General features: G+C 70.9%; 10 protein-coding genes and 1 tRNA gene. 8 read left to right on the forward strand and 3 right to left on the reverse strand.

Annotated features, from left to right (window positions below):
• Positions 1–3 precede the first annotated feature (3 nt).
• The 7 genes from pgsA to K8638_RS14945 all read left to right on the forward strand — a co-directional run bounded on the left by pgsA (position 4) and on the right by K8638_RS14945 (position 11597).
• Positions 4–693 (forward strand): CDP-diacylglycerol--glycerol-3-phosphate 3-phosphatidyltransferase, encoded by a 690-nt coding sequence (gene pgsA, locus K8638_RS14915; RefSeq protein WP_223755183.1) that lies wholly within the window; start codon positions 4–6, stop codon positions 691–693.
• Positions 694–777: 84 nt separating this feature from the next.
• Positions 778–852, forward strand: a tRNA-Gly gene (locus tag K8638_RS14920).
• Positions 853–1139: 287 nt separating this feature from the next.
• The gene (locus K8638_RS14925) at positions 1140–1925 is read left to right on the forward strand and encodes an ABC transporter permease (RefSeq protein WP_223755184.1); all 786 of its coding nucleotides are present in this window, start codon (positions 1140–1142) and stop codon (positions 1923–1925) included.
• A gap of 9 nt (positions 1926–1934) precedes the next feature.
• Positions 1935–3266 carry an ABC transporter ATP-binding protein gene (locus K8638_RS14930; protein WP_223755185.1) on the forward strand — a complete coding sequence of 444 codons (1332 nt, stop codon included), beginning with the start codon at positions 1935–1937 and terminating at the stop codon, positions 3264–3266.
• Positions 3267–3344: 78 nt separating this feature from the next.
• Positions 3345–7505, forward strand: coding sequence for a glycosyltransferase (locus tag K8638_RS14935; protein ID WP_370643986.1), 4161 nt, complete (start codon positions 3345–3347; stop codon positions 7503–7505).
• Between the two features lie 93 nt (positions 7506–7598).
• Positions 7599–11045: an ELWxxDGT repeat protein gene (locus K8638_RS14940; RefSeq protein ID WP_223755186.1), complete on the forward strand. Its 3447-nt coding sequence runs from the start codon at positions 7599–7601 to the stop codon at positions 11043–11045.
• A gap of 24 nt (positions 11046–11069) precedes the next feature.
• Positions 11070–11597, forward strand: a complete 528-nt coding sequence (locus K8638_RS14945) for a GNAT family N-acetyltransferase (protein WP_223755187.1) — start codon at positions 11070–11072, stop codon at positions 11595–11597.
• Between the two features lie 11 nt (positions 11598–11608).
• Here the strand turns inward: K8638_RS14945 and K8638_RS14950 are convergent, their stop codons facing one another.
• A complete protein-coding gene (locus tag K8638_RS14950; protein WP_223755188.1) occupies positions 11609–13786 on the reverse strand; it encodes a glycosyltransferase in 2178 nt (725 codons plus the stop codon).
• Positions 13787–14083: 297 nt separating this feature from the next.
• Between K8638_RS14950 and K8638_RS14955 the strand changes: the two genes are divergently transcribed.
• Positions 14084–14896 (forward strand): SH3 domain-containing protein, encoded by an 813-nt coding sequence (locus tag K8638_RS14955; protein WP_223755189.1) that lies wholly within the window; start codon positions 14084–14086, stop codon positions 14894–14896.
• Positions 14897–14929: 33 nt separating this feature from the next.
• Here the strand turns inward: K8638_RS14955 and K8638_RS14960 are convergent, their stop codons facing one another.
• Together K8638_RS14960 and K8638_RS14965 are read right to left on the reverse strand one after the other, a co-directional pair.
• On the reverse strand, positions 14930–15454 hold the full coding sequence (locus K8638_RS14960) for a hypothetical protein (protein WP_223755190.1): 525 nt from the start codon (positions 15452–15454) through the stop codon (positions 14930–14932).
• Complete coding sequence (locus K8638_RS14965) at positions 15444–17060, reverse strand: glycosyltransferase (protein WP_223755191.1); 1617 nt, start codon at positions 17058–17060, stop codon at positions 15444–15446. The genes K8638_RS14960 and K8638_RS14965 overlap by 11 nt, the downstream gene beginning before the upstream one ends.
• Positions 17061–17108 lie beyond the last annotated feature (48 nt).

Raw genomic sequence — 17108 nt, forward strand, 5'->3', positions numbered from 1 at the left:
CACATGGCCTCGGACCGAGCGACCCGGAAGAAGCTGAAGCGGGAGGAGCGGGCGCGCCGGCGCGCCGCGCGTCAGCCCAGCGTGCTGGTGCAGGAGTTCTGGAACCTGCCCAACATGCTCACGTTGGGGCGCATCTTCCTCATCCCGCTCTTCGTCTGGCTGACGTACGACGCGGACCCCTTGAGCTCCCTGTGGGCGGGGCTGGTGTTCGCCGTGGCCTCCATCACCGACGTGATTGACGGCTACCTGGCGCGCAAGTGGAACCTCATCACCGTGGTCGGCAAGTTCATGGACCCGCTGGCCGACAAGCTCATCGCCATGGCCGCCCTGGTGATGATGGTGCGGCTGGGGCGCATCGCCGCCTGGGTCGTCATCGTCCTGCTGGCGCGCGAGCTCATCGTCAGCGGCCTGCGCACCATCGCCGCCAGCGAGGGCATGGTCATCGCCGCCGGCCAGGAGGGGAAGTGGAAGACGTCCCTCCAGCTCGTGGGCATCATTTCACTCTGCGTCCACTATGTTCACCCGCTGCAAATCGGGTCCACGTCCGTGCCCGTGGACTACAACCTCGTGGGCAAGGTGCTCGTCTACCTGTCGGGCGCTTTCTCGGTGTGGAGCGCCGTCGTGTACTTCCGTGCGTTCCTCGCGATGCTCGCGAAGCGTGGGGGCGAGCAGGGCAGTGCGAAAAGTGTTTGACGGGTCCGGAAGGGCTCTGTATACACAGCCTCACTTTCGGCGCGGCGCTGAAGCGGCGGCGGAAACGAAGCAGCGGTACCTGATGCGGGAATAGCTCAGTGGTAGAGCATCGCCTTGCCAAGGCGAGGGTCGAGGGTTCAAATCCCTTTTCCCGCTCCAGAACGAAGGCCCCCTGGGAAACCAGGGGGCCTTTTTGTTTTCCGGCGCTCGATTCGCTCCGTCGCGGGTGCCCGGGTCATCACGAAGGGCCCGTGGAGCTCGAGGGCCTGTTGGAGATTCGGCTTACGGCTCGCGGTTCATGGGCGCGATGAAACACGTCGAAACGGAGCTGGGGGAGGAAGGCCGGCCCGAGGGCGGGCGGTCATCCGGGCGCACCCGAAGTGGGCCCCCGTGACTCCGGGCTACCTCGCATCCGGGCTTCGCCCTGCTATATGAAGGGCCCCCCCATGATTCGCCTCATTCGTGAGCTGTACCAGTACCGAGGCCTGCTCCTCAGCCTCGTCCAGCGAGAGCTCAAGGCCCGCTACCGCGGCTCCATCCTCGGGTTCCTGTGGACGTTCCTGAACCCGGCGCTGCACATGCTGGTGTACGTGCTGCTGTTCACCGTGGTGATGCGGCAGAACACGCCCTACTACTCCTTCTTCATGTTCGTGGGGCTGCTGCCGTGGATCTGGTTCTCCAGTTCCATTTCCGGCGGGGCCAGCGCCATCAGCGACCGGCGCGACTTGATGACCAAGGTCCGCTTCCCGGCGCAGGTCCTGCCCACGACGGTGGTGGTGACGAACCTCTGCAACTACGTGCTGTCGCTGCCGCTGATGCTGGCGCTGGGCATCCTCATGTACGGGCAGTGGCCCACCTGGCACGCCCTCTTCTTCCCGGTGGTGGTCGTCATCCAGCTCACCTTCACCCTGGCGCTGACGTACATCCTGGCCGCCATCAACGTCACCTTCCGGGACTTGCAGCACATCGTCGGCAACCTGCTGACGATGTGGTTCTTCGGCACGCCCGTCCTGTACCCGCTGTCCAACTTCCAGGACGAGACGGTGCGTACGGCGATGACGGTGCTCAATCCCATGACGCCCCTCATCACCTCATACCAGGCCATCTTCTACGAGCACCGCCTTCCGGACGCCGGGCCCCTGCTGGGGCTGGGCGTCTTCTCGGTGATGCTGCTATGGGCCGCGTCGATGATCTTCGAAGCCCGCCGCGAGGAATTCGCGGAGTCCATCTGAGCCGACGCCATGCAGGAATCCATGGACGCCATCGTCATGCAGGACGTCGTGAAGAGCTTCCGGAAGCGGACCATCCGGGGCGAGTACACGACGTTCAAGTCCGAGCTGCTGCGCTGGCTGCGCGGGCAGCGCCAGCCCCGTGAGGGCGGGCTCATCACCGCGCTGCGCGGTATCAACCTCAACATCCCCAAGGGCAAGACGGTCGGCATCATCGGGCGTAACGGCTCGGGCAAGAGCACGCTGCTCAAGCTCATCACCGGCATCTACACGCCCACCTCCGGCCACCTGCAGATCAACGGGCGCATCTCCGCGCTGTTGGACCTGGGCGCGGGCTTCCACCCGGACTTCTCCGGGCGGGAGAACATCCTCATCAACGGCATCATCCTCGGCATGTCGCGTGCCGAGGTCCGCGCGCGGATGGATGAAATCATCGCCTTCAGCGAGCTGGGCGAGTTCATCGACGAGCCGGTGCGCACCTACTCCAGCGGCATGTACATGCGCCTGGCCTTCGCCGTGGCCACGCACGTGGACCCGGACATCCTCATCATCGACGAGATTCTCGCCGTGGGCGACGAGCACTTCAGCAAGAAGAGCCTCGCCAAGATGATGGACTTCAAGAAGCAGGGGAAGACCATCGTCCTCGTCACGCACGACCTGAACACCGTGGACAAGTGGTGCGACCTGGCCGCGTGGATTGACGGCGGATACGTGCGCCGGGTGGGCCGCTCGGCCGACGTGACGGCCGAGTACCGGCAGGCGATTGCCCTGGCGGAGTCTCAGTCCGTGGCCTTCACGCCTCCGGCCCTGACCGAGGGCGGTGGGGCGCTCCCGCAGGTGCCCGGCTCGCCGTCCGCGCCGCCGTCCACCGCGCCCGTGCGCCTCACCGGGCTGAGCCTGGTGGCCCCGTCCGGAGAGGTGGAGCCGTTTTCTCCAGAGACGGCAGTGGAGGCCCACGTGGACTTCGCCGCGGACGAGCGGTGCGAGGACGTGGAGTTCGAGGTGTCGCTCCAGACGGCGGACGGCAAGCCGTTGTACGAGACGAGCACGCGACTGGAAGAGGTGCCGCTGCCCCGGCAGCTTCCTCCCGAGGGACGCGTGCGCTTCGTACTGGAGCGGCTGGGGCTGCTCGCGGGGAGCTATTCGCTCGTGGTGACGGCCCGCTCGACGGGGGGCGTCTCCATGGAGCGCCGCGCCTTCCAGGTGTCCTCGCCGGAGGCGGAGCGGGGCGTGTTCCGCCCGGCGCACCGGTGGGTGGTGGAGCCGGCGCCGGTGGCGCAGCAGGTGGTGCCCGCGCTGGCCGGTGACACCGTGCCGCGGGCGGCCGGTGGCGGCCACCCCTGAGCCCAGGTCCCCGGCGGATTCGCCGGAGAGGGGCATGCACCCCGTCCCGGCCCATGTGACGAGAGAGGCGGTACGGCGGTGAAGACAGTGCTGGAGAAGCTCTCCGGAGACGCGGTGGCGCCCGACGCGGCGCCGCGCGCGGGGGACCTGGCGCGGATGGTGGCCGTGGTGCGGGCGCTGCTCGACGAGCGCCGCCCCTGCCTGCCCGAGCGGTGCGAGGAGGTGTCCGCGCTGGAGGGGACGCTCCGGCTCTTGACCGAGCAACTGCACCGCGCCCGGCCCTCGGGCTCGCACGCGCTCACGCCGCTGCAGGAGGCCGCGCGCCTGGCGGTGCCCCACGAATTCGACGTGCCCGACTCGCATCGCGGCGGCCGGCTGGGCGGTGTGGTGACGGCCACCAAGCGCGCCTTCATCGAGGGGCTCCACCCCTTCCACGTGGAGTCACTTCGCCCGCAGGCCGAGTTCAACAAGGCCGTGGTGCGGGTGCTGGAGTACCTCTCCGTGCACCGGAGCCTGGGCTTGCGCGACGACGTGTCCGGCTGGGTGCGCGCGCAGCTCGAGCCGAAGGCGGACCCCACGCGGTGGAAGGCGGTGCGCTCGCACCGGAGCGGGGCGCTGGGCTCGGTGGTGGAGGCGGCGAAGCGCTCCTACCTCTCCGCGGCGGGCCCGGTGCTGGAGGCCCTGCTGCGCGGGCAGGCGGAGTGGAACGTGGCCATGGTGGAGGCGCTCGTCGCCGCCGCCGCGCCCAGGCCTCCGTCCGAGGTGGAGGGTGCGAAGTCGATTGCCGGCCTGTGCGAGCGCAATGACCCGCTGCGCCCGGAGGCGCTGCCGAAGGCGCTACGCGCGGGCGGGCCGCTGTGGACGGAGCTGTTCCGCCGCCAGACACGCTTCAACGAGCAGGCGGTGCTGGCGCTGGCCAGCGTGCTGGGCGCGCGCACGCCGCCGCCCCAGCCTCCCGAGCTGGGGGACTACGAGGAGTGGTGTGCCCGCCGCGAGCCGGCCGACATCTCCGCCGCGCGCGAGGCGGTGGGGCGGCTGGAGACGAAGCCCCGGGTGTCGCTCGTCACGGCCGTCCGCGATACGCCCGAGGCATTTCTTCGCGAGTGCATCGCCTCCGTGGAGGCGCAGGTGTACCCCGAGTGGGAGTGGGTGCTGGTGGATGACGCCAGCACGGCCCCGCATGTGGCCGCGGTGTTGCGCGAGGCCGCCGCACGGAATCCGCGCATCCGCATGGTGAGCCAGGAGCGGAACGGAGGCTCCATTCCGGCCGCGACCGTGGGCCCCGCCGCCGCGCCGGGGGACCGGAACGGAGGCTCCATTCCGGCCGTGACCGTGGGCCCCGCCGCCGCGCGGGAAGTGCGGAACGGAAGTTCCATTCCGGCCGCGACTGTGGGCCCCGCCGCGCGGGAAGTGCGGAACGGAAGTTCCATTCCGGCGGTGGACGTCGGCCCCGCTGCCGCGCCGGGGGACCGGAACGGAGGCTCCATTCCGGCTGCGAATGCCAGCCCCGCCGCGCGGGAAGTGCGGAACGGAGGCTCCATTCCGGCCGCGACCGTGGGCCCCGCCGCCGTGAGCGGGGAGCGGAACGGAGGCTCCATTCCGGCAGTGGACGCCGGCCCCGCCACACGGAGGGAGCGGAACGGAAGTTCCATTCCGGCGGTGAACGTGGGCCTCGCCGCCGTGCGGGGCGAGTGGGTGGGCTTCCTGGAGGCCGACGCCACGCTGGCGCCCCACGCCCTGGCGGAGGTGGTGCTGGCGGCGGAGCCGTCGGTGGACGTCCTCTACAGCGACGAGGACGGGCTGGACGCGGAGGGCCGCCGCACGGCGCCCCTCTTCAAGCCGGACTGGTCCCCGGACCTGCTCCGGTCGGTGAACTACGTCCGCCGCTTCCTCGTCGCGCGGCGCCGCGTGCTGGAGTCGGTGGGTGGCCTCCGAGACGGCTTCGACGGAGCGGAGGACCATGACCTCATCCTGCGGCTGAGCGAGGCCACGCGCGGCATCGGCCACGTGGCGAAGTTGCTGTACCACTCGCGCACCCATCCGGGAGCCGGGCCGGTGACGGAGGCGGGCGCGCGCGCCCTGCGCGAGCATCTGGCGCGCACCGGCGAGACGGCCGAGGTGACGGCACCCACGCCCGCCGGCTACCGCGTCCGCTACCCGGTGCGGGGCACGCCGAAGGTGTCCATCATCGTCCCCTTCAAGGACCGGCCGGACCTGCTGGAGTTGCTGGTGCCGGGGCTCCTGAATCGCACCGCGTATCCGAACTTCGAGGTGCTGCTCGTCTCCAACAACAGCACGAAGCCGGAGACGTTCGCCCTGCTGGAGCGGCTGACGGACCCTCGGCTGGTGAAGCTGACGTGGGACTTCCCCTTCAACTACCCGGCCATCAACAACTGGGCGGCGAAGCAGGCCACGGGGGAGCTGCTCCTCTTCCTCAACAACGACATGGAGGTGGTGGACCCGGGCTGGCTGGAGGAGCTCGTGTCCCAGGCGCAGCGGCCCGAGGTGGGCGCGGTGGGCTGCAAGCTGCTCTTCCCCGAGGGCACGGTGCAGCACGCGGGCGCGGTGGTGGGCATCACCGGCATGGCGGGCCACCCGTTCTGGCGCCTGCCGGACGGGCCCATCCGCACGCCCTTCGGGCATACGGAATGGACGCGTGACTGGCTGGCCGTCACCAGCGCGTGTGTCATCCTCCGCCGCTCCGTCTTCGAGGAGCTGGGCGGCTATGACGAGCGCTTCCAGGTGTGCGGCAGCGACGTGGACCTCGGCTTGCGGCTGAACCAGCGCGGCCTGCGCGTGGTGTACACGCCCCACGCGCGCCTCATCCACCACGAGTCCGCCAGCCGCCGCGCGGATGCCATCCCCGAGGCCGACTACTGGCGCTCCTACGTGGCCTACCGCCCGTGGTTCGGCGCGCGGGGAGACCCCTTCTACAACCCCAACCTCACGCTGCTGGGCACCGACTGCGCCCTGCGCCACCACGCCGAGGACGGCGAGACGCTGGCCGTGCGTACGCTGTCCCACGACGTGCCGAGCGCGGTGGATCCGGCGCTGGAGGAGCGGGCCCGGGCGCAGCGCCACGTCGTGGAGCACCTGGGCGAGCTGGACTTCACGCCGGAGCAGGCGAGGGCGTCTCGCGAGTCGGCCCCGGCGGCGCTGGCGGCCCTGCGCTCGCGCGGAAAGGTGGAGACGGCGACGTGGTTCGTGCCGGCCTTCGGCCACGTGTTCGCGGGCGTCCACACCCTCTTCCGCTTCGCGGACCTGATGCACCGGCGCCACGGCGTGCGCAGCGACTTCGTCGTCTACGACAAGCCCGGCGCCAGCCCCGGCGACTTCGAGGCGCGCGCGGCCACGGTGTTCCCCGGGGCCGCGGGCGCCTTCCGCGTGCTGTCCGGGCCGGCGGCGCTGGCGGAGCTGCCCGCGTGTGACCTGGCCATCGGCACGTATTGGACGTCCGTGTACCAGGTGCTGAGGCACCCGCGCGCCGCGGTGCGCGCCTATTTCGTGCAGGACTACGAGCCGATGTTCTTCGCGGCCGGCACTCAGTGGGCGCTGGCGGAGCAGACGTACACGCTGGGCTTCCAGGGCATCTTCAACACGCCGGGCCTGCGCGACTACGTGAAGGCGCAGCACGGCATGGACGGCTTCGCCTTCGAGCCGGCGGTGGACGGGACGCTCTTCCACGCGCGGCGTCCGGAGCGGAAGGGGCCGGTGCGCGTCTTCTTCTACGGGCGCCCGGGCAACGAGCGGAACGGCTTCGAGCTGGGACTGGCCGCGCTGGCGAGGCTGAAGCGCGAGCTGGGGCCCGCGGTGGAGATCGTCACCGCCGGCGCCGAGTGGCACCCCGAGTCCTACGGCGTGCGCGGGCTGGTGACGAACCTGGGCGTGCTCCCCGCCGAGCGCACCGCGGCGCTCTACCGCGAGTGCGACGTGGGGCTGTGCTTCATGTTCACGAAGCACCCCTCGTACCTGCCGCTGGAGATGATGGCGAGCGGGATGACGGTGGTGACCAACGACAACCCGGCCAACCACTGGCTGCTGCACGACGGGGAGAACTGCCTGCTGACGGCGCCGACGCCGGGCTCCGTGCTGGCGCAGCTTCGCCGCGCGGTGGGAGACGCGTCCCTGCGCCAGCGGCTGGGCGCCAGCGCCGCCGAGCGCGTTCGCAGGACGACCTGGGAGGAGCAGGTGGACCGGATGATGGAGCACCTGCTGGGACGGGCTGCTCCGGCGGCCTGAGCGGCCTGAGGGCGCGGCCATTCCAAGTCTGGTGCGACCCAGGGGGGCAGGGGACTCCGTATACTGACGGAACCCTTCACCCTGGGGCACCGAATGAACGTGGGACATGGGCTTCGCGCGCTGCTGGGAGGCTTCCTGGCGGTGTGGGCGTGCCTGGGCATGAGCTGTACCGAGGAGAAGGCGGCAGCGGCAGCCTCCGTCGACACGACGGGTGAGCACGCCGCCCCGCTCGTGGGCACGCCCTTCCAGGTGAAGGACATCCGCACGGGAGTCCTTCCCGACAACTTCTTCGACCCTCCGACGACGTTCATCGAGCTGGGGGACACGGTCCTCTTCGGTGCCACCGACAAGGTCCACGGCAAGGAGCTGTGGCGGACGGATGGCACCGCCGCGGGCACCTCCCTGGTGCTCGACCTCGTGCCGGGTCCCGCCGGGTCCGAGCCGTCCCACGCCGTGCGGATGAACGGGCGGGTGTACTTCAGCGCCGCGCTGACCACCTATGGATGGCACGGACTGTGGAGCACCGACGGCACCGCCGAGGGCACCGTGCTGGTGAAGGCGCTGCACACGAACGTCACCTTCATCGAGGCGCGGGACGGCGTGCTCTACATCGGCACCGGTAACACGCTCGGCCGCTACGGCACGGGCTTCGCGCTGTGGCGGAGCGATGGCACCACCGACGGCACGGTGCTCCTGCGGACGGAGCCTTCCGCGGTGGGCTTCTCCGGCATCCTCTATCGCGCCTGGCTCGGAGGCTCGCTGCTCTTCGCCGGGCAGACCGCGGACTTCGGAGTCGCGCTGTGGAAGACGGATGGCACGCCGGAGGGCACCGTCCTCGTGAAGGACCACCACCCCGGCTACGACGACCTGGCCATCATCGGCCTCACCCCGTGCGGCGGACAGGTGTTCTTCTGGGCGGAGAGCAACTTCGGCGTGTACAGCCTGTGGCGCACCGACGGCTCCGAGGCGGGCACCCACGAGGTGAAGCACATCGACTTCGCGGACCCCGCCGGCTCCACGCGGGGGTACGCCTCCCGGCTCGCGTGCCTGGGCGATGCGGTCTACTTCAGCGCCTGGGACGCGCAGGCGGGGTCGGAGCTCTGGAAGAGCGACGGCACGGCGGAGGGCACCGTCCGGGTGGCGGACCTCCTTCCCGGTTCCCTGGGCTCGAAGCCCTTCAGCCTCACCCCACACAAGGGTGCGCTCTACTTCATGGCCGACGACCCCGAGGCCGGCATCGAGCTGTGGAAGAGCGATGGGACGGCCCATGGCGCGGCGCGCATCAGCGACATCGCCCCGGGGACCGCCGATCCGCTCGAGGGCCTCGAGGCGTTCGACCTGCTCTCCACTCCTGGCGGGCTCTTCTTCCTGGCCAATGACGGCGTCAACGGCATCGAGCTATGGAAGGCGGACGGCACGCCGCAGGGCACCGTGCGGATGTCGAACAACACCTCCACCCGGTATGGCTTCTTCCGGCTGTACGGCGTCTGGGCCCAGGACGCCCTGTATTTCTGGTCGAGTGACGATGAGCTGTGGCGCAGCACCGGAACGGCCGCCGGGACACAGCGGTTGACACCGCTCGCCGCCTATACCGCGGGAGGTCTCTTCCCCTGGAACGACGAGGCCGTCGCGGTGGGCGGGAAGGTCTTCTTCGCCGCGGATGACGGCACGGGGGAGCGGCTCTGGTGGAGCGATGGCACCTCCTCCGGGACGGTGCCGGTGCCTGGCGGGGTGGCCCTGCACAGCCCTCGCCAGTTCACGCCGTTCAACGGGCAGCTCCTCGTGGCTGCCAACGAGGAGTCCGGCGACCGGTTCCTCTGGAGTGTGTCCCCGGCCGGGCAGCCCCCGCGGAAGCTGGCGCCCGTCCAACTCTGGCACGACGAGGATGCCCGGCCCGTCACCGCGGGCACACGGGCCTTCTTCGTCGACTGGTTCTACACCCCGCAGTCCGTGTGGACGACGGACGGGACGACCCCGGGCACGCTGATGCTGAAGCACGTCGAGGGGAGGTTCCCCGAGTGGAAGCCCCGGCTGCTGACCGCCGTGGGCGCTCGCGTCTTCTTCGCGGCCACCGCCGCGCCGAACCATGAGGAGTTGTGGACGAGCGATGGCACCCCGGAGGGCACGCGGCGGGTGACGACCCTGGCCGCCTCGGGGCAGTCCGTCGCCTTCGAGCACATGCTGGCCATGAATGGCCGGCTCTATTTCTTCGCCAGCACCGGGACGTGGCCGCTGAAGCGGGAGCTGTGGACGAGTGATGGGACGGCGGAGGGCACGCGCTCGCTGGGGACCGTGGCGTCCCTTTCCTGGAAGACGCCGGGGCCGGGGAACACGGCCGTCGCCGGTGGGAGCCTCTTCTTCGTCGTGGAGCCCGAGGCCGGCCCGCCCGAGCTGTGGAAGACCGACGGAAGCGCCCCGGTGAAGGTGCGGGCGTTCGGCACCGATGTCCGGACACCTCCTCCCGGGGGCTTCACCCCGCATGGGGACCTGCTGCTGTTCTGGGCGGATGACGGCGTCAGCGGCTACCAGCCGTGGCGCAGCGACGGCACCGAGGCGGGCACCGTGAAGGTGAAGGACCTCCGCTCGGGGGGCCTCGGCGCTGTCGCGGCTCCGACCCGCTTCGTCCGGCTGGGGCAGGAAGGGCCGGCGCTCTTCGCCGCCTCGGATGGCCTGTCCGGCCTGGAGCTGTGGAAGACGAACGGCACGGCCGCGGGCACGGTGCGCGTGGCGGACGTCGTGCCGGGCGTGGCCTCGTTCTCGCCTGGATGGATGGCGGCGACAGGTCAGCACGTCCTCTTCCAGGGGTGGAGCCACGCCTCGGGCATCGAGCTGTGGGCCGCTCCGTGGAGCGAGGAAGATGCCGACCCGCCGCGGCTGACGTGCCCGCAGGCGCAGGTGGCCGAGGCGGTCAACGCGCAGGGCGCGACGGTGAGCTACCCACCGGCAACGGCGACGGACTCGGACCCGAGCCCCACCGTGGTGTACAGCCACGCGTCCGGCGCCGTCTTCGCGCTCGGGGCCACCGAGGTGAGCGTCACCGCGACGGATGATGCGGGCAATGCGGCGACATGTTCCTTCACCGTCTCGGTGCGCGACACGGTGGCCCCGTCGCTGGAGTGCCCGACCGCTCGCTCCGCGGTGGCGACGTCCGAGGCGGGGGTTGCCGTGACGTGGCCGGAGGCGATGGCGTCGGACGCGGTGTCCACCGCCGTGACGGTGACCTACGCGCCCGCGAACGGGAGCATGTTCTCCGTGGGCACCACCGAGGTGACGGCCACGGCCACGGACGCGAGCGGCAACCACCGGAGCTGCACGTTCGAGGTGCGGGTGCAGGCGGCTCCGGGTGGCGGGACGGACGCGGGGACGCCGGACGGTGGGAGCGGTGAGACGGACGCGGGGACGAGCCCGCCGCCTCCGGAGGATTCGAGCGGCTGTGGCTGCCAGCAGTCCGGTGGCGCGGGAGTGGGGATGCTCGGGCTGGCGCTGCTGGGACTGCTGTCCACCCGGCGTCGGCGGTCCGTGGGAGACAGTGTCCCTTGAGACGCACGGGAGCAGGAGGAACCGATGACCGATGAAGTGACGGTGCGACGCGTCGGCGTCAACGAAGCCGCCGGGCTCGTGGAGCAACTGGCGGACGTGCTGATCGACTGCGTCGAGGGCGGCGCGTCGGTGAGCTTCATGCTGCCCCTGCCGCGCGAGAAGGCCGTGGCGTTCTGGCGCGGTGTCGCGGACGGCGTCTCTCGCGGAGAGCGCGTGCTCATCGTCGCCGAGGATGGCGAAGGCCAGGTTGTCGGCACGGTGCAGCTGGTCATGAAGATGCCCGACAACCAGCCGCATCGCGGTGACGTCGCGAAGATGCTCGTCCACCGCAAGGCCCGCCGGCGCGGTATCGCGCAGCGCCTGCTGGCGGCCATCGACGACGAGGCACGAAAGGAAGGGAAGACCGTCCTGGTGCTGGACGCGGTGACAGGTGGAGATGCGGAGCGGCTCTACGAGCGTGCCGGATGGCAGCGTGTGGGCGTCATTCCCAAGTACGCCCTGATGCCCACCGGTGAGTTCTGCTCGACGACGTACTTCTTCAAGCACCTCTGACCGCGGCGCCGCTACCGCGTACGGCCCGGTTTCTTCCGGAGCCGGTCCATGAGTTGGTGGCGGATGGGACGCGACTCATCCGGCGCCACCAGCCTGGCCGCGCTCTTCAGCGTGTGGTGGAGGAAGTCGAACCGCTTGAGGGTGCCATTCACCCGGTCCGCCACACGGTTCATCCAGGGTGGGGGCGTGGCCGCCGCGACCTCGGCGAGCAGCCGCGCCTCCATTCTGTGGGCCTCGCCCTCGCGGATGCGCAACGAGCGTCCCGGGTCCAACGCCAGGGTGGGGTGCTTGTTGCTCAGGTACGAGAGCATCTGCTGGCGCTCCGTCAGCCGCAGCGTGTGCGTCATCGAGTCCGAGCGCAGCCGGTACAGGAAGAGAGGCTCCGGGATGACCGAGCCCGTCAGGCCGCGCTCCGCCATCCGCGAGAAGACGTCCCAGTCCTCGTACGAGGTGAGCCACTCATCGTAGCCGCCCAGCTCCTCCACGAGCCGGCGCTCCATCAGCGCCGTGCAGGTGGAGGCCACGTTGACCACCCAGAGTGCGTCGCGGTCCAGGCCCGAGGGTATCCAGCCTCCGACGATGTTCTCTGGTGACTCGCGGAAGTAGGCGACGAGCGACGTGACGTAGGCCAGCCCGGGCGAGTCCTCCATCACCGAGACCGTCTTCTCCAGGAAGGTGGGCTCGATGAGGTCGTCCGGGTCCAACGGCAGGATGTAGCGGCCCCGCGCCACCCGCAGTCCCGCGTTGCGCGCGGAGCTGAGCCCGCCGTTCCGCTTGCGGATGATGCGCAGGTCCAGCGCCTGGAGCGTGTCCAGCAGCGCCCGGCTCTCCTCGTCCGTGGAGCCGTCGTCCACGAGGACGATTTCGTAGTCGGTGAACGTCTGCGCGCGGATGGAGCGCAGCGTCTCCGGCAGGTAGCGCCCCATGTTGTAGTAGGGCACCAGGAACGACACGAGCGGCGCGTTCGCGCCCGTCGTCCGCGCCGACGGCTTCGGAGGGCCCTGGTGCCGCTTCGGGGCCGCGCCGGCCACCGCGGCCTCGACCTGCTTCACGATGCTCGCCGGGGCGCACCCGGCGGCGATGCGCGCCGGTGCGTGCTCGCGCGCGGACTCCCGCGGCGCGGCCGTGCCGAGCGCCTTCTCCAGCACGGCGATCAGGTGGGCCACGTCGCCTGAGTGGAAGAGCAGGCCGCTTCGGCCCTCCTCGACGACCTCCGCCATGCCTCCCGCGTCGCTGGCCACCACGAGACAGCCGGTGGCCATGGCCTCCAGGAACTCGTGCGGAAGATTGTCCCAGAGGGACGGGAAGCAGCACACCGCTGCCGTAGCCAGCGCCCGCCCGGTGTCCGCGCGGTGTGGCTCGAAGTGGAAGCGGTCCTTCCAGGCGGGGTCGATGCGCCGCTCCAGCCACGCACGCAGCGAGCGCCCCCCGGGGCCCGTCGGGGTGTCATCGCCGATGAGCCGCACTTCCGCGAGGAGCCCTCGCTCGAAGAGAGCCTGCATGGCGTCGATGAGCAGGTGGACGCCCTTCCGGTACTCCAGGGGGCCGGCGTACAGGACCGAGGGAGGCGTCTCGGGCTGCCGGTGCGCGGTGGTGGGCTTCGAGGGGAGCGCGAACGGGTAGGGCACCACCACACCCGTGGTGGCGGGTCCGAGCCGGTCCAGCAACGCGCGGGTGGGAGAGAGAAGCAGGTCCGCCTCGCGGAGGGAGGCGGCCTCGAGGAACTCCTGCTGCGCGGTGTCCAGCGTCAGCGCGGCCACCCGGTTGAGCCGCTGGATTTCAGCGGTGGGCGTGTGCAGGCGCACCGCGAGCACGGCGGAGGCGAAGTGTCCCAGCGTCCGCTTCGCTCGCAGGGAGAAGGCGCCCTCGCACTGCTGCTCGGGGAACTCGATGAAGTCGAAGGGGTGCTGCGCGTGGAGCTTCCGCAGCGCCGTGTAGACCTTCATCGCGTGGCGGACGGGCGCGTGGGAGAAGGCTCCGGCGAAGCCGCCCTGGAGTTCCTCCACGGTGTGGATGCGTACGCCCGGCAGCTCCGTGGCGCCCCCCGCGTCGAGGCCCGGCTGGGACGCGGTGAGGACGTGGACCTCGTGGCCCGCTTCGGCGAAGGCGCGGGCCATGCGCGTCGTGTACGCGGCGACATCCCCCCCGCTGAACGGCCAGAGCGCCTTGGAGACGAGACAGATTCGCAAGGAGAGGTCCTCGACAGGGAAGGTGGGGCGCCGGACGTTCTCTACCAAATCGCGCAACGGCCGGTCACGCCGAAGCCCGAGACGTCCCACCTGGCGCTGAGCGCCCACCGAGCGCCGGATGGGAATACCGCACTCTCTTGGATGGTGCTCCCGGGTGGGGGATAACTCCGGTACCTACTTCGCGAAAGGCTCCACGTGACGCCCTCCCTGCTGCTGTCGTTGGTGCTCTCCCAGTCGCCCACGCCCTTGCTTCATTACAGCGGCCCTGGTCCCGAAACAGCGGGGGTGAGGGGCTGGATGGAGAGCTTCACCTTTCCCCTGTGGGAGCCGTCCGGAGGAGAGGCGAGCCTCTTCGTGGGCGTGGACGAGGCGAACCTCCGCGGAGCGCCCGCGGCGGATGCGGCCGTCATCACCCCCCTGCCACTGGGCGCCGCCGTGCGGGTGCTGGAGCGCGGCAAGGACCGCCAGAAGGTGGGCGAGTACGTCAACCACTGGTACCGGGTGGAGTACATGGATACCAAGGGCACCCCGGGCGCCGGGGACGACGCGCCCGTCAGCGGCTGGCTCTTTGGCAACATCCTCACGCCCATCCGCATCGAGGCGGACCTCGACGGCGACGGCGAGCAGGAGGTTGCCACGGCGGTGATGAGCGCGGACTTCAAGGTTCGCGTCCGCGTCCTGGAGCCCAACCTGAAGCCGCCCCACCGCGTCAGCAGCGTGGATCTCAGCCCCGGCTTCCTTGGGGTGGCGGCGAACCTCGTCCCCGCGAAGACGGCGGGCCTGCCGCTGGTGAAGGTGGAGTCCGTTGCCGAGACGTGCGCCAACGCCATCACCGCGTACGTGAGCTACACGGTGCCGGGCAACAAGAAGGGCGTGCTCGGCAATGCGAAGCTGGCCCTGGAGCTGAACGTCATGGAGGGCACCGGCACCTCCTACGAGCTCTCCTTCCAGCCGAAGCAGAAGGGCCTCACGGTGGTTTGGACGAACACCGGGGAGGACGAGTCCGAACAGACGAAGGCGAAGTCACGGCGCGAGTGGTACCGGCTGGAGGACGGTGTGTTCTCCAAGGTGAAGCCCGCGGGTTCCGCGGTGGCGGAAACGACGCCCTGATGGGTGCGAGCTGGTCAGCTGAATCGAGCGCGGTCACCCCTTGTTGATAGGGCCTGGCTTCGCTGTCGGGGGCTCCGCGGGCAGGGGCCCGTCCTCCCGCCCTCCTGAGGCGGCCCTCCCGGCGGCGGCCTCGAGGCGGGCCAGCCGGTGCTCCATTTCCTGCCGCCACGTGGCTTGCGTGCGCGCGTGCTCCCGTTGCACGTCATGGATGGTGGCGAGCGCGTCGAGGATGGACTCGTTGAACTCCACCTGCTTGCGCAGCACCTCGTTGATGAACGGCTGGAAGACGCGCCGGAAGGCCCGCTTGGACACGACGAGCGCCAGCCCCGCGAGTCCTCCCCGGTGCGACGTCGCCGGCTCGGCGTAGCGGCTGTCCATCTTCCCGCGCGCCTCCTGCAGCAGCGCCGGCCACGGCGCGGGCGTCGCGGGACGGGACGCGGCCTCCAGCGAGCGGCGCAGCGCCTCGCGCGCCTCCTCCGAGGGCTGGGGCAGCTTCGCCGTCTCCCGCGCCACGGCCTCGGCCGTCGGCGTGCGGGTGAGCAGGTCTTCAGGTCGCACGGGAGACTCCTCCAGTCGAAGGCAGGGCGCTCAGCAGGGTTCGCAGGGCATCCTCGGGACGCGACGGCTCCAGCACCACCAGCCGCCTGCCCAGGTGCTGGCGCGCGGATTCGAGGTGCGGCCCGGCGGGCGGGCCCTCATACGTCCCCCAGGCCCGCTCCCGCACATGAGGCAGCACCGCCCGCGCGACCTCCGTGTCCGCGCCGAGCAGCACCACCGGCGCGGAGGAGACCCGAACCGCCGTCTCCAGCGATGAGGCGCCAGGTAGCGGCGCGGGCGCACGGCCCGGCGGCTGGTCTGGCGTGAAGTGCCACACGGGCACGCCGCCCACGTCCTCCGGGCCCAGCGCCAACGCCGGCTCCGCGCCGCGCGGCCGGAGCGCGAGGATGCGAGCCCCCGGCAGCCTCTCCGCGAGGCTCCGGGCCATCCGGGAGGCGGCCTCCTCCGGCCGCACGGTGAATCCAGGGCACACCAGCTCCACCGGCGCGGCCGGAGGCGGAGCAGGGGACGGCGCCACACGCCCGGAGAGCACACCTTCGAAGGCCACGCGCACCTGCTCGGCCACCGCGTCCTGGGACAGCGAGGCCAGCCGCGCGCGCTGCGCCGAGATGACCTGCCCACGCAGGGCCGTGTTGCGCTCCAGCACCGCGAGCAATTCCGCCACCTCCGCCGGGTCATCCGACAGCGTGGCGAGCCCCGCGCCGCCCATCGTCTCCGGCACGGCCGCGGCGCCATAGGCCACCACGGGCACGCCCCGGTACATGGCCTCCAGCAGCGGCACGCCGAAGCCCTCGTGCCGGCTCATGGAGAGGTACGTGGTGGCGGTGGCGAAGCAAGCGGAGAGCTGCGCCGCGCTCACCCTCCCGAGGAAGCGCACCCGCTCCGCGCCGAGCACGTCCTTCAGCCCATGCAGATAGGCACCGTAAGCGCCGTCACGGTGCAGGTACCCCGCCACCACCAGCCGGCTCAGGGGCTGGTACAGCTTCTGGTACGCGGTGAAGACGCGCAGCACGTCGTCCACCTTCTTGCTCGGCACCGCGCGCCCCACGAAGAGCACGTTGGCGCAGCCGTCCCCCAGCTCCGCCCGGAGCGCCGGGTCCGGGGCCGTGTCGAAGGCCCCCCAGTCGATGGCGAAGGGCAGCACCGAGACGTTCCGGTAGCCCGCCGCCACCAATTCCTCCGCGCTGAAGCGCGAGTAGGCGAAGGCGCGCTCCACGTGCGGCCGCAGCGCCAGCAGCTCGTCCCGGGCGGCATCACACGCGGCGGCCACCTTGCGCTCGAACCCCTCGAACAGCCGGGCAGGCGTCACGTTGTGGTAGACGAGCACCTTCCGGCCGGGCGCCCGGGCGATGAGCGGCACCAGGCGCGACTCGAAGCTGTGGTGCACCACCAGCACCGAGTCCTGCCCGGCCGCCCGCGCGTAGTCGCTCGCCGGCCGCACCTGGTCCTTGCAGGCGTCGTCCCACGCCTCCGCGAAGATGTCCGACGGGTGGCCCCAGCGGCGCAGCAGCCCCTGGAGGTAGCGCACCTGGTTGCCCACCGCGTCGCCCCAGGCGAGCCGGGGGAGAAGCTGATGGATGGGGGGGCCTCGTCCGTGAGCACTCACGCCCGGTCCCCTTACAGCCGCCGGGGGCGAGCACACAAGCCCGAGTCC

Origin of the sequence: Myxococcus sp. RHSTA-1-4, from assembly GCF_020037125.1 — a bacterium.
In the GTDB taxonomy this organism is placed as follows: Bacteria; Myxococcota; Myxococcia; order Myxococcales; family Myxococcaceae; genus Myxococcus.